Genomic DNA, 13,745 nt, shown 5'->3' on the forward strand with positions numbered 1-13,745 from the left:
GGACGCGCGTGTCCGAGGAAATCCTGATCAACGTCACCCCGCGCGAAACCCGCGTGGCGGTGGTCGAGAACGGCATGCTGCAGGAGCTGCACATCGAGCGCGCCTCGCGCCGCGGCGTGGTCGGCAATATCTACAAGGGCCGGGTGCAGCGGGTGATGCCCGGGATGCAGGCCGCCTTCGTCGAGATCGGCCTGGAGCGCGCGGCCTTCCTGCACGCCTCCGACATCCTCAAGCTGCCGCTGGCCCAGCCCGGCGAGGGCGACGAGGCGCCGCCGCCCGGCCCGCCGCCGACCATCAACTCGCTGGTGCACGAAGGCCAGGAGATCGTGGTGCAGGTGGTGAAGGACCCGATCGGCAGCAAGGGCGCGCGCCTGACCACCCAGATCTCGATCCCGTCGCGCTACCTGGTGTTCCTGCCGCACTCGCGCGTGCTGGGCGTGTCGGCGCGGATCGAGGACGAGGCGCAGCGCGCGCGCCTCAAGGCGCTGATGGCGACCCTGTCCAACGGCTCCGGCCAGGGCTACATCGTGCGCACGAATGCCGAGGGCCAGCCGGACGAGGCGCTGGCCGAGGACGTCGCCTACCTGCAGCGCGCCTGGGGCGTGATCCGCGCGGCCAGCGCCAGCACCAAGGTCGGCCAGCGCATCTACGAGGACCTGGCGCTGCCGCTGCGCGCCGTGCGCGACCTGATGCGCAAGGAAGTGGACAAGGTGCGGGTGGATTCCCGCGAGGCCTTCGACAAGCTCACCGCCTTCGCCAACCAGTTCATGCCCGACCTGGCCGAGCGCATCGAGCACTACGCCGGCGAGCGGCCGATCTTCGACCTCTACGGCGTCGAGGACGAGATCCTGCGCGCCATGCAGAAGGAGGTGCCGCTCAAGTCCGGCGGCCACCTGATCATCGACCAGACCGAGGCGATGACGACGGTGGACGTGAACACCGGCTCCTTCCTGGGCCAGCGCAACCTGGAGGAAACGGTGTACCGCACCAACCTCGAGGCGGCGCAGGCGGTGGCACGCCAGCTGCGGCTGCGCAACCTGGGCGGCATCATCATCATCGACTTCATCGACATGACCGACGACGAGCATCGCCGCCAGGTGCTGCGCACGCTCGAGAAAGGCCTGCTGCACGACCACGCGCGCACCTCGGTGCACGAGTTCTCGCCGCTGGGCCTGGTGGAGATGACCCGCAAGCGCACCACCGAAAGCCTCGAGCGCCAGCTGTGCGAGCCCTGCCACGAGTGCGGCGGCCGCGGCACGCTGAAGACGCCGGAAACGCTCACCTACGAGGTGTTCCGCGAGATCACCCGCGCCGTCCGCCAGTTCGAGGCCTCGCAGCTGCTGGTGATCGCCTCGCCCAAGGTGGTGGCGAAGATCACCGAGGAGGAGTCGGCGGCGGTGGCCGAGCTCGAGGAGTTCCTGGGCAAGTCCATCCGCTTCCAGGCCGACGACCAGTACGCGCAGGAACAGTACGACGTGGTCCTGCTCTGAGCCACGGATGATCTCGCCGCTGCGCCGACGGATCCGCCACGCCCGCCGCATCACCGGCTACGGGCTGCTGGTGCTGCTGATCCTCGCCGCCACCGTGGTCGGCGGCCTGAACCAGCTGCTGCCCCTGGTCGAGCGGCATCCCGACCAGGTCGCCGCCTGGCTGTCCGAACGCATCGGCCAGCCGGTGTCGTTCACCGCCGCGCGCGGCGAATGGACCCGGCGCGGACCGCGCTTCACGCTCGACGGCCTGCGCATCGGACCGGACGGTCGCCGGCTGGACATCGGCCGCGCGGAGCTGCTGGTCGCCGTGTACTCGGGCCTGCTGCCGGGCGCCCCGCTGACTGAACTGAAGGTGCGCGAGCTGTCGCTGGTGCTCGAGCAGGGCGAGGACCGGCGCTGGCGCATGGTCGGCCTGCCGTTCCAGCCCGATCCCGCGGTGGACCCGCTCGATACCCTCGAGGCGCTGGGCGAACTGCAGGTCGAGCGCGCGCGCCTGGCCGTGCGTTCGCCGTCCCTGCGCCGCGAGCTGCAGCTGCCGCGGGTCGACCTGCGGCTGCGCGTCAGCGGCAACCGGTTGCTGGCCGGCGTACGCGCCCGGGCAGTGGACGAGGGCACGCCGCTGCAGGCGGTGGTCGATCTCGAGCGCGACGGTTGGACCGGCACGATGTGGGCCGGCGGCGAGTCGCTGCGGCTCGACGAGTGGTCGCCGCTGCTGGCCGACACCGGGCTGGTGGTGGCCGGCGCCGGCGACCTCGACCTGTGGGCGCGCATCGACCGCCAGCGGGTGATGGACGTGCGCAGCCGCGCTGAATTCGCGCCGCTGGCGCTGGGTGCGCGCACGCCCTGGCACCGCGAGGGCGGCGGCGCGCTCGGCTCGCCGCCGGTGGCCTTCGAACGGGCCGACCTGCTGGCGCGCTGGCAGGTCGACGGCAACGGCTGGCAGCTGCATGCGCCGGAGCTGCACTTCCACGAAGCGGGCCGCCGCGACCCGCACAGCTTCGACGGCCTGTGGCTGGCCGGCGGCGAGCGCTTCGCACTGCAGGCGCCGCGCATGGACCTGGCGCCGGCCCGGGCGCTGGCGACGCTGTCCGACGCGGTGCCGACCGGCCTGCGCCAGTGGCTGCACGAGGCCACGCCCGACGGCGTGCTGCACGACGTGCAGGTGCACGGGCGCCGCGGCGACTGGTCCGGCACGGCGCGCATCGAGTCGGTCGGCTGGGATCCCTATGGCGACCGTCCCGGCGTGCAGGGCCTGGGCGGCAACGTCGCCTACGACCAGGCGGGCGGCGTGCTGAGGCTGTCCGGTGGGCCGGCGCGCTTCGACTGGCCGCGATTCCGCCAGCCCATCGATTTCCGCCTCGGGGGCACCCTGGGCTGGTGGCGCGAGGGCGACCTGTGGACCGCCGGTGCCAGCGACCTGCGCGTGCGCGGCGCCGACTTCGGCGCACGCGTCCGCGCCGAAGTGCATTTCCCGGGCGATGGCGCGCGGCCGCGGGTCGACCTGGCGGCGGTGGTCGACCCGTCGCCGGTGCAGGCGGCGGGCAAGTTCTGGGTGCAGGGCAAGATGCCGCAGACCACCATCGACTGGCTCGACCGCGCGCTCGAGGGCGGTTCGGTCGAACAGGGGCGGGCGGTGCTGTCGGGCGATCTTTCCCACTGGCCGTTCCGCGACGGCGAGGGGCGCTTCGACGCCCGCGCGCGGCTGTCGCAGGCCCGGGTCAACTTCAATCCCGAGTGGCCGGTGGCCGAGGCGATGGACCTGGACGTCGCCTTCGACGGGCCCGGCATGACGCTCGAGGGCCAGGGCATGATCCTGGGCAACCGCGTGCGCCGCGTCGCCGGCGGCATCGCCAGCTTCCGGGATCCGCGGCTGGTGCTGGACATCGAGGCGCCCGCGGCCGGCGAATCGCTGCAGGCGCTGATGCTGGCCAGCCCGCTGCGCGCGCGCTTCGAAGACCACCTGCTCAACGCCAGCATCCGCGGCCCGGCCGAAGTGACGCTGGCCCTGGACCTGCCGCTGGCCGCGCGCCTCGGTGGCCGCCGCATCGAGGGCCGCATCGATCTCGACGGCGCGCGCCTGCTCGATCCGCGCTGGGACATCGACCTGCGCAACGTCCGCGGCCGCACCCGCTTCAGCGACCGGGGCTTCGCCGCCGAGGCACTGGAGGTGGACTTCGAAGGCGAACCCGCACGCTTCAGCCTGCTGGTCGGCGAGGACTACGTCGGTGACCCGGGGCTGGCCGCGCGCGCCAGCCTGGTCGGCGACTTCCCCGCGCAGAAACTGCTCGACCGGCACCCGCCGCTGGCCTGGCTCGATCCCTACCTGGTCGGACGCAGCACCTGGTCGGTGACGGTGGACATCCCGCAGGCCGTGCCCGGCCAGCCGGCCGCGCCCTCGCGGCTGAGCATCGACTCCAACCTCGCGGGCACCGCCGTGGGCCTGCCGGCGCCGCTGGCCAAGCCGGCGGAAGCCACCTGGCCGCTGAGGCTGAAGGCGCCGCTGCCGCTCGCCGACGGCGAGGTCAGCGTCCAGCTCGGCGACACCTTGCGCCTGCGCGGCCGCATGGGCAGCGACCGGGCCATGAACGGCGTGCTGCAGTTCGGGCCCGGCGACGCCGCGCCGGTGCCGGCCCAGGGCCTGGTGGCACTTGGCCGCACCGAAACGCTGGACGCCGCCGGCTGGATCGCCTTCGCGGCGCAGGGCGAGGGCACCGGCGGCCTGCGCCAGGTCGACCTGCAGGTCGCCCGGCTCGACCTGCTCGGCTCGCGCTTCCCGGACAGCCGCCTGCAGCTGGTGCGCGAGGCCGAACGGACCCGGCTCTCGCTCGACGGCCCGGCCGTCTCCGGCAGCCTCACCATTCCGCGCGAACTGTCGCAGGGCATCGACGGCCGCTTCGCCCGCCTGCACTGGCCGGAGAAGCCCGAAGCCACGCCCGAGCAGCTGGCCGATCTGGCGCTGGGCCGCAGCGACGATCCGTCGCGGCTGCCGCCGCTTCGCTTCAACGTGCAGGACCTGCGGCTCGGCGCGCTGGCGCTGGGCGTGGCCGACCTGCAGGCGCAGCCGATCCCCGAAGGCCTGCGCATCGAGCGCTTCGACACCACGTCCGAGGCGATCGAGCTGCGCTCGCGCGGCGAGTGGCTGCGCGACGGCGAGGGCACCAGCCGTTCGCGCTTCAGCGTCGAGTTCGGCGCCGACAGCCTGGGCGACATGCTCGGCGCCTTCGGCCTGGCCGGCATGGTCGAGGACGGCGAGACCCGCGGCCGGCTCGAAGGCGAATGGCCGGGCTCGCCGGGCGCCTTCGCGCTGGCGCGCTTCGAGGGCAGGCTGGCGGTCGAAGTCGGCGAAGGCCAGCTGCTCGAGGTCGAGCCCGGCGGCAGCGGCCGCGTGCTGGGCCTGATCAGCCTGGCCGAGATCCCGCGCCGGCTCAGCCTCGACTTCAGCGATTTCTTCGAGAAGGGCTTCGGCTTCAACACCATGAAGGGCGAGTTCGTGTTCGCCGACGGCCGCGCCAGCACCGACCTGCTGCAGATCAACGGCCCGGCGGCCGAGATCCGCGTCAGCGGCGACACCGACCTGCGCGCGCAGCGCTACGACCAGCGCATCGAGGTGCTGCCCAAGGCCGGCGGCGCCCTGCCGGTGATCGGCGCCATCGCCGGCGGCCCGGTCGGCGCCGCGGTCGGCGCGGTCGCCCAGGCCGTGCTGCAGAAGCCGCTCAAGCAGGCGGCCCGCACGGTCTACCGGATCACCGGGCCCTGGGCCGAGCCGGTGATCGAAGTGGTCGAGAAGGGGCCGCCGCCGACCACCCGCGACCCCGGGGCTGCGCCGTCCCCCGCGCCCGTCGAACCTGGCTAGCCCGCGCTCTACACGGTTGAATCACCTCGCGCGGACCCGCATCTGTCAGGCTATGCCCTTGTCCACGCACGCGATCCGCCCATGACCGATACCCTGCAACTCGCCCAGTCGCGCCTGCTCACGCCCGGTGGCCTTGGCCTGGACGGCCTGGATGCGGCCTTCGGCCGGCTGATGGGTCCGGGCGTGGACTACGGCGACCTGTATTTCCAGCACAGCCGGCGCGAGGGCTGGAGCCTGGAGGACGGCATCGTCAAGGACGGTTCGCACTCGATCGAGCAGGGCGTGGGCGTGCGCGCGGTCAGCGGCGAGAAGACCGGCTTTGCCTACTCCGACGACATCCGCGCCGACGCGCTGCTCGAATCAGCCTCGGCGGCGCGGGCGATCAGCCGCAGCGGCCAGCAGGCCGGCGGCGGCCAGCGCGTGCTGGTGCGCGGCCGCGAGCTGTACGCGCCGGTGGACCCGATCGACGGCATGGCCACCGACGAAAAGATCCAGGCGCTGCGCGAAGTCGACCAGTGGCTGCGCGCCCAGGACCCGCGTGTGAAGCAGGTCATCGTCAGCCTGTCGGGCGGCGTCGACACCGTGCTGGTGGCGCGCAGCGACGGCACCCTGGCCTCGGACGTGCGGCCGCTGGTGCGCTTCAACGTGCAGGTCATCGTCGAACACGACGGTCGCCGCGAGCAGGGTTATTCCGGCGCCGGCGGCCGCTATTCCTACGCCGAGCTGTTCTCGGGCGGGCGTCCGCGCGCGGTGGCGAAGGAAGCATTGCGCCAGGCGCTGGTGAACCTCGAGGCGGTCGACGCGCCGGCCGGCACGCTGCCGGTGGTGCTGGGCCCGGGCTGGCCCGGCGTGCTGCTGCACGAGGCGGTGGGCCACGGCCTGGAAGGCGACTTCAACCGCAAGGGCACCTCGGTGTACGCCGGCCGCATCGGCGAGCGCGTGGCCGCGCCCGGCGTCACCATCGTCGACGACGGCACGCTGGCTTCGCGCCGCGGCTCGCTCAACGTCGACGACGAGGGCACGCCCACTCAGTGCACCACGCTGATCGAAGACGGCATCCTGCGCGGCTATATCCAGGACACCCTCAACGCCCGCCTGATGGGCGTGGCGCCGACCGGCAACGGCCGCCGCGAAAGCTTCGCGCACCTGCCGATGCCGCGCATGACCAACACCTACATGCTGGCCGGCGACTACGACCCGGCCGAGATCATCGCCTCGGTGAAGAAGGGCCTGTACGCGCCCAACTTCGGCGGCGGCCAGGTCGACATCACCAGCGGCAAGTTCGTGTTCTCGGCCACCGAGGCCTACCTGATCGAGGACGGCAGGATCACCCGCCCGGTGAAGGGCGCCACCCTGATCGGCAACGGCCCCGAGGCCATGACCCGCGTCAGCATGGTCGGCCGCGACCTGCAGCTCGACCAGGGCGTGGGCATCTGCGGCAAGGACGGCCAGTCCGTGCCCGTCGGCGTCGGCCAGCCCACCCTCAAGATCGACGCCATGACCATTGGCGGCACGCGTGCCTGACGTTGTCCGCGCGTTTGAGGGTTCAGGAATTGAACGCGGATCAGAGCGGATCAATTCGGATAAGAGCGGATTGACCCATTGGAAAAGCGCACCCCAATGAATTCTTCCTTAGCCGCTCTTATCGGTGTCTATCCGCTCTTATCCGCGTTCGGAAAGTGGACGTCCGGTCGTAGCCGCGTGGCCCGGTCGTGGCCCGCGCCGTCAGTCGTGAGCCGCGTCGTCGGGGGCGGAGAGCAGGGTGCGGAGTTCGCGGAAGAGTTCGCGGTAGGCGTGCGGGGGCTTGTTCTTCAGGCGTTCCTGGTGCGCGTTGCGGGCCAGCTGGCGCAGGTGCTGGCGGTCGGCGTGCGGGTGGTTGGCCAGCAGCTCGGAAAGCGCTTCGTCGCCGTCGTCCACCAGCTTGTCGCGCCAGTACTCGACCTCGTGCAGGGCCTGCGCCTCGCGGCGGCCTTCGGCCTTGTCGTGGTCGAGCGCCGCGCGGATCAGCTGCAGCGCCTCGTCGTCCTGGCGCCGCATCTGCTTGGCCAGGTAGTGGATCTGCCGCTTGCGCGCGATCTGCGAGGTGATCTTCTTCGAGGCGATCACCAGCGCCAGCAGGTCCTCGTCCATCGGGATCTGCTGCAGCCGGGCATCGCTTTCCCCGACCAGCTTCATGGCCAGGTCCAGCACCGCCAGCGCCTCGCGGCGCTGCTCGCTGCGGCTCGGGCCGTAGTCGTGTTCCTCGTCTTCGAAGTCTTCTTCGTGCATCGTCCACCACCTTCCTGGAGCGAAAGGATACGCCCATGCAGCCCCTGACCGCAGCTTCCGATGATTCCCTGGCCCGCATGGACCGCCTGTCGGGCCTGGCCCGCGAGGTCCTGGACCAGTGCGCGCGGCTGGGCGCCAGCCAGGCCGAGGTGACCATGAACGAGGACGCCGGCCTGTCCGTGAACGTCCGCATGGGCGAGGTCGAGACCGTCGAGCGCACCCGCGACCGCGGCGTCGGCCTCACCGTCTACTTCGGCCAGCGCAAGGGCAGCGCCAGCACCGCCGACCTGCAGCCCGACAGCCTGCGCGCGACGGTCGAGCAGGCCTGCGCCATCGCCCGCCACACCGAAGCCGATCCGGCCACCGGCCTGGCCGACGCCGACCGCATGGCCACCGACCTGCGCGAATTCGACGGCTGGCACCCCTGGCCGCTGGACGCCGACCGCGCCATCGCGCTGGCGCTGGAGGCCGAGGCCGCCGGCCGCGGCGCCGACGCCCGCATCTCCAACTCCGACGGCGCCGGTGCCTACAGCAGCGAAAGCATCTCGGTGTACGCCAACAGCCACGGTTTCCTGGGCGCCGAGCGCGGCACCAGCCACTCGCTCAGCGTGTCGCTGATCGCCGGCAGCGGCGACAAGATGCAGCGCGACTACTGGTACACCAGCGCCCTGTCGCCCGATGACCTCGAAGCCCCGGGCCAGGTCGGCCGCCGCGCCGCCGAGCGCACGCTGCGCCGGCTCAACCCGCGGCCGATCAGGACCGGCGAGTACCCGGTGCTGTTCGCGCCGGAGATGGCGCGCAGCCTCGTCGGCCATCTGCTGGGCGCAGTCTCGGGCGGCTCGCTCTACCGCCGCGCCAGCTTCCTGCTCGACCACGCCGGCAAGCAGATCCTGCCGTCCTGGTTCGCCATCGCCGAGCGGCCGCACAAGCCGCGCGGCCTCCGCTCCTCGGCCTTCGATGCCGAGGGCGTGGCCACCCTGGATTCCGACCTGGTGCGGGACGGCATCCTGCAGCGCTACGTGCTGGGCAGCTATTCGGCCCGCAAGCTCGGCCTGCAGAGCACCGCCAACGCCGGCGGCGTCAACAACCTCGAGATCCGCGCCAACGCCACCGGGCTCGAGGACATGGCCCGGGCCATGGGCCGCGGCCTGCTGGTCACCGAGCTGATGGGGCAGGGCGCCAACACCGTCACCGGCGACTATTCGCGCGGCGCCGCGGGCTTCTGGGTCGAGGGCGGCGAGATCGCCCATCCGGTCGACGAGCTGACCATCGCCGGCCGCCTGGCCGAGATGTTCCTGGGCATCGAGGCGGTGGGCGCCGACGTCGACCCGCGCTCGCACGTCTCGGTCGGCTCGATCCTGGTCGGCCGGATGATGGTGGCCGGCGAGGCCTGATCCTGCGTTGCCTTGACAGCCCCTTCACAAGACCGGAAATTACCCGGGCTACGGCACCGTGGGTGCCGACCACCGCAGGGGATATGCAATGAACGAAGTTACGCAGGAACAGAAGACGTGGGGCATGGTGGCGCATCTTGCCTCGCTGGCCGGGCTGATCATCCCGCTGGGCAACATCGTCGGCCCGCTGGTCGTCTGGCTGATCAAGAAAGACACCATGCCGTTCGTCGATGACCAGGGCAAGGAAGCGCTGAACTTCAACATCACCGTCTTCATCGCGGCCCTGGTCAGCGGCGTGCTCACGCTGGTCCTGATCGGCATCCTGATGCTGCTGGTGGTGGGCCTGGGCTGGCTGATCCTGACGATCATCGCGGCGCTCAAGGCCAACGAGGGCACGGCCTACCGGTATCCGTTCACGCTGCGCCTGATCAAGTAAGCGGCGCAGGCGGTCGCGCGGGTCAGTTGGCCCGCGCCACCGCGAACTCGGCGAGCCGGCGCAGTGCGCCGGCTTTGTCGCCAAGCGGCCCCAGGGCCGCTTTTGTTTTTTCTGAAAGCTCCGCCAGCAGCGCCTTCGAACGCGCCATGCCCAGCAGCGCCGGGTAGGTGGACTTGTCCTGCGCTGCGTCCTTGCCGGCGGTCTTGCCCAACTGCGCGCTGTCGCCCTCGACGTCGAGGATGTCGTCGCGGATCTGGAACGCCAGGCCCAGCGCCGACGCATAGTCGTCCAGCCGCGCCAGCGTGCCGGCGTCGGCGCCGCCGGCCAGTCCGCCCATGCGCACCGCGGCGCGGATCAGCGCGCCGGTCTTGAGGGCGTGCAGCCGCTCCAGTTCGGCCAGGGCCAGCACGTTCCCGGTGGCGTCCATGTCCAGGGCCTGGCCGCCGCACATGCCGCGTGCGCCCGCGGCCGCGGCCAGCGACTGCAGCCAGGCCACGCGCAGCGCCGCGTCGGCGGGCGCCTCCGCCAGCACGCTGAAGGCCAGCGCCTGCAGCGCGTCGCCGGCGAGGATGGCGGTGGCTTCGTCGAAGGCGATGTGCACGGTGGGGCGGCCGCGGCGCAGGGCGTCGTCGTCCATCGCCGGCAGGTCGTCGTGCACCAGCGAGTAGGCGTGCACCAGTTCGACCGCGGCGGCGGGCGCATCGCAGGTGTGTTCATCGGCCACGGTGGCGGCGCCGGCGGCGTAAACCAGCAGCGGGCGCAGGCGCTTGCCGCCGCCCAGCACGGCGTGGCGCATGGCGGCATGCAGGCGCGCCGGCGACTCGTTGGCCGGGGGCAGGGCGCTTTCGAGGCGGGCTTCGACGCGCTGGAGCCAGCGCGCCGCGGCCGGATCAACCGGCATCGGGCTGGAACGGCTGGCCGCTGTCGGGATCGGCCGGGTCGCTGAGCAGCCGCACGCGCAGTTCGGCCTGCTCCAGCGCGCCCTGGCACTGGCGGTAGAGGCCGACGCCGCGCTCGTACGCCGCGAGCGAATCGTCGAGCGAGAGATCGCCCTTCTCCATCTTCTGCACCAGCTGCTCGAGCTCGTCGAGCGAGGTCTCGAACTGGGCGACGGGGGACGGCGGCGATGCGGGGGTCTTGGCGGCCATGCGCGGAGTTTGCGGGGGCAGGCGGTGGGCGGTCAACGTGGGCACGGCGGCGTCGGCGACTGCAGGCGCAGGCAGGCGCCGCGGGCGGCCAGCCAGTCGTGCAGCGGCGCCGCCAGGGCGACGTCGCCGGCGGCCAGCAGTTGGCCCCTGGCGTCGAACAGCAGCGGCAGCCGCGCCCGCAGCCAGGGCGGCACGCCGAGGTCCTGCAGCACGTGCTTGAGTTCGCTCGAATGCGCGCGCCCGGGCAGGACCAGGCGCTCGCCGCCCTGGCGCGCACGGACCTGCAGCGGCGCCTCGAAGGCCCCGCCCGGCAGCAGCGCGAGCGTGTCGCCGGTGGGCAGGGACAGCGGCGCGGGGCCATCCCAGGCGCAGGCGAAGTCCTCGGGCAGCGGCGCCAGCGCCGGGCCGGCGTACAGCAGGTCGCGCCAGCGTCGCACCACCGCGCCCGACCAGGCGAAGGCCGGCTCGCCGTCGGCCCGGGCCGGCACCAGTTCGTCCGTGATCGCGCGCAGGCCGTCCGGCGGTAGCGGCGGCAGGGCGCGCGTGGCCAGCCAGTGGCGCAGGACGCGGTCGCGCCAGGCCGGCGCCAGCGCCATCAGCGCCGGCACCGACACCGTGCCCGGATCCAGTCCCTGCACCTGGGCCAGCCGCCGCGCGTCTTCACCGGCCAGCAGCTCGCCCTGGCGGGCCAGCAGCGCCGCGCTGCGGGCCAGGCCGGCGGCGGCGCCCGGCCAGCGCGCCGCCAGCGCCGGCATCACCTGCAGGCGCAGGAAGTTGCGGTCGGCCTGGGGTGTGGCGTTGCTCGGGTCCTCGACCCAGCGCAGGCCGTGGTCGCGGGCATACCGGGCCAGGGCGTCGCGCGGCTGGTCCAGCAGCGGCCGCCAGAGCCAGCCGGCGCCGAAGCGCCGCAGCGGCCGCATCGCCGCCAGGCCGTCGCCGCTGCCGCGCAGCAGGCGCAGCAGCACGGTTTCGGCCTGGTCGTCGCGGTGGTGGGCCAGGGCGACCCGTTCACCGGGCTGCAGGCCCTCGGCCAGGGCCTCGTACCGGGCCTCGCGGGCAGCGGCCTCCAGGCCGTCCCCGGCGTCGCGTACGGCGACGCGGCGCGATTCGAAGTCCACGCCCAGCGCGCGGCAGGCGTCGGCACAGTGGCGCGCCCAGGCGGCGGAATCGACCTGCAGGCCATGGTCGACGTGCAGGGCGCGCAGCCCGCCGGCGCGCACGGCCGGGCTGGAGGCCAGCCAGTGCAGAAGGACGGTCGAATCCCTGCCGCCGCTGAAGGCGACCCGGATCGGGCAGCCCGGCGACGGCGGCGGCGATGTCAGGGGCATGCGCGCTGGCGTCGGCGGCCGCCGGGCGGAATCAGGCCGCCTCGTAGGCGCCGTAGCTGCGCAGGCGCTGGTAGCGGTTTTCCAGCCGCGTCGGCACGTCATCGCGGTCCAGCGCGGCCAGCTCGGCCTGGATGGCCTGCTTGAGCGTCGCCGCCATCGCCGCCGGGTCGCGGTGGGCGCCGCCCAGCGGTTCGGGGACGATCTTGTCGACCAGCCCGTGTTCGAACAGGCGCTTGGCGGTCAGGCCCAGGGCCTCGGCGGCGTCGCGGGCCTTGTCGGCCGACTTCCAGAGGATCGAGGCGCAGCCCTCGGGCGAGATTACCGAGTAGGTGCTGTATTCGAGCATCAGGGTGCGGTCGCCGACGCCGATGGCCAGGGCGCCGCCGGAACCGCCTTCGCCGATCACGGTGCAGATCACGGGGATCTTGAGTTCGGCCATTTCCAGCAGGTTGCGGGCGATGGCCTCGGACTGGCCGCGCTCCTCGGCGCCGACGCCGGGGTAGGCGCCCGGGGTATCGATGAAGGTGAGCAGGGGCAGTTGGAAGCGTTCGGCCATCTTCATCAGGCGCAGGGCCTTGCGGTAGCCCTCGGGGCGCGGCATGCCGAAGTTGCGCTTGATCTTGGCCTTGGTGTCGCGGCCTTTCTGCTGGCCGATCACCATCACGGCGCGGCCGTCCATGCGGGCCAGGCCGCCGACGATGGCGGCGTCGTCGGCGAAGGCGCGGTCGCCGGCGAGTTCGTGGAACTCCTCGAACATCAGGCCGATGTAGTCGTTGGTGTACGGCCGCTGGGGGTGCCGGGCCAGCTGGGAGATCTGCCAGGGGGTGAGGGCCTTGAAGATCTCGGCGGTGCGGGCGCGCAGTTTCTCCTGCAGGCCGTTGACCTCGGTTTCGATATTGACCGCGGGGCCGGTGCTGGCCTTGCGCAGTTCCTGGATCTTGGCGTCCAGTTCGGCGATGGGTTGTTCGAAATCGAGGAAGTTCGGATTCATGCGGGTACTCGGTTCAGACGCGCCAGCCTGGGGCCGTCGGTCTAGAGCAAAGGGTCTAGCCGGGGATTCTATCCGTTCTTGCCCCCGATTCTGTAGGCCGGGCCCCCAGGCCCGGCGGCCCCGGCCTCGTGGCGCCGTGGCTCCCGGGTGGCGTGCTGCCGTGCCGCTGTGCCGCCGTGCCGCCGTGCCGCTGTGGCGCCGGGATCGATCGCGGCGAGGGTCCGCCGCACGCGAGGTCCTTTCCCCGGGGACGCCGTGGATCCATCCATGGAGGCTTCTCGAAAACGTCCATGTTTTCGAGACCCCGGGGAAAGGACCTCGCGTGCGACGGACCGCGGGGTATCCGGGCCGGGAGATCGGGCGCGAAAGCGCTGCGGCTAGTGTGGAACGGCGGGCAGAGAGCAGTGGGTCCTGGTCGCGAGTCTTCCGGATGCCGGCTTTTGCCGCGAGTCTTCCGGATGCCGGCTTTTGCCGCGAGTCTTTGGTGCGCGGCTTTAGCGGCGCGGCTCGTCTGGTCGAATGAACGCCGCTCTGGAATTCGAGCCGAATCGCGGAATCGACAGTCCGTCCGCAGATCGCCCAGCGCGCTCCCTTTGCCCTGCGCTCACTGACTCGAGTCCGTCGTCGACCCGTCGGCTGGAAGCAGCGCCTCGGACACACGAGCTTTTCGCGATCGATCCACTGGCGCTGGACGGGCGGCCATGATCGCGCGCGATGTCGCACGGGCTTTTCAGGATCGATCCACCGGCCCTGGAGGGTCGGAGGGCGTCGTGCGCGAGGTCCCTTTCCCGGGGTCTCGAAAACATGGACGTTTTCGAGAAGCCTCCATGGATGGAT

10 protein-coding genes are annotated in these 13,745 nt (G+C 72.2%); 5 read left to right on the forward strand and 5 right to left on the reverse strand.

The annotated features are described in order from the left end of the window. Positions 1-8 precede the first annotated feature (8 nt). The 3 genes from rng (at position 9) to tldD (ending at position 6,867) form a co-directional block, all read left to right on the forward strand. A complete protein-coding gene (gene rng / locus VFQ84_RS05735) occupies positions 9-1,490 on the forward strand; it encodes a ribonuclease G (protein WP_325130118.1) in 1,482 nt (493 codons plus the stop codon). Between the two features lie 7 nt (positions 1,491-1,497). Then, on the forward strand, positions 1,498-5,343 hold the full coding sequence (locus tag VFQ84_RS05740; protein WP_325130122.1) for a YhdP family protein: 3,846 nt from the start codon (positions 1,498-1,500) through the stop codon (positions 5,341-5,343). A gap of 81 nt (positions 5,344-5,424) precedes the next feature. Continuing rightward, positions 5,425-6,867 (forward strand): metalloprotease TldD, encoded by a 1,443-nt coding sequence (tldD, locus tag VFQ84_RS05745; RefSeq protein WP_325130124.1) that lies wholly within the window; start codon positions 5,425-5,427, stop codon positions 6,865-6,867. A gap of 201 nt (positions 6,868-7,068) precedes the next feature. On the opposite strand, the gene yjgA is transcribed toward tldD, so the two are convergent. After that, entirely contained in the window at positions 7,069-7,611 is a 543-nt protein-coding gene (yjgA, locus tag VFQ84_RS05750) for a ribosome biogenesis factor YjgA (RefSeq protein WP_325130126.1), read from the reverse strand. Between the two features lie 35 nt (positions 7,612-7,646). Between yjgA and pmbA the strand changes: the two genes are divergently transcribed. Together pmbA and VFQ84_RS05760 are read left to right on the forward strand one after the other, a co-directional pair. Then, on the forward strand, positions 7,647-9,005 hold the full coding sequence (pmbA, locus tag VFQ84_RS05755; protein WP_325130129.1) for a metalloprotease PmbA: 1,359 nt from the start codon (positions 7,647-7,649) through the stop codon (positions 9,003-9,005). Between the two features lie 124 nt (positions 9,006-9,129). Then, complete coding sequence (locus VFQ84_RS05760) at positions 9,130-9,441, forward strand: DUF4870 domain-containing protein (RefSeq protein WP_414637004.1); 312 nt, start codon at positions 9,130-9,132, stop codon at positions 9,439-9,441. Positions 9,442-9,463: 22 nt separating this feature from the next. Here VFQ84_RS05760 and VFQ84_RS05765 read toward each other — a convergent pair whose 3' ends face one another. The 4 genes from VFQ84_RS05765 to VFQ84_RS05780 are packed head-to-tail and all read right to left on the reverse strand — an operon-like array spanning position 9,464 to position 12,908. Further along, positions 9,464-10,342: a farnesyl diphosphate synthase gene (locus VFQ84_RS05765; protein ID WP_325130133.1), complete on the reverse strand. Its 879-nt coding sequence runs from the start codon at positions 10,340-10,342 to the stop codon at positions 9,464-9,466. Then, the gene (locus VFQ84_RS05770) at positions 10,332-10,589 is read right to left on the reverse strand and encodes an exodeoxyribonuclease VII small subunit (protein ID WP_290888461.1); all 258 of its coding nucleotides are present in this window, start codon (positions 10,587-10,589) and stop codon (positions 10,332-10,334) included. Before VFQ84_RS05770 ends, VFQ84_RS05765 begins: the two co-directional genes overlap by 11 nt. Before the next feature lie 32 nt (positions 10,590-10,621). Then, on the reverse strand, positions 10,622-11,917 hold the full coding sequence (tilS, locus tag VFQ84_RS05775; RefSeq protein WP_325130138.1) for a tRNA lysidine(34) synthetase TilS: 1,296 nt from the start codon (positions 11,915-11,917) through the stop codon (positions 10,622-10,624). A gap of 31 nt (positions 11,918-11,948) precedes the next feature. After that, a complete protein-coding gene (locus tag VFQ84_RS05780; RefSeq protein WP_325130140.1) occupies positions 11,949-12,908 on the reverse strand; it encodes an acetyl-CoA carboxylase carboxyltransferase subunit alpha in 960 nt (319 codons plus the stop codon). Positions 12,909-13,745: the final 837 nt, after the last annotated feature.

It is taken from the genome of Arenimonas sp. (assembly GCF_035721105.1).
In the GTDB taxonomy this organism is placed as follows: domain Bacteria; phylum Pseudomonadota; class Gammaproteobacteria; order Xanthomonadales; family Xanthomonadaceae; genus Arenimonas.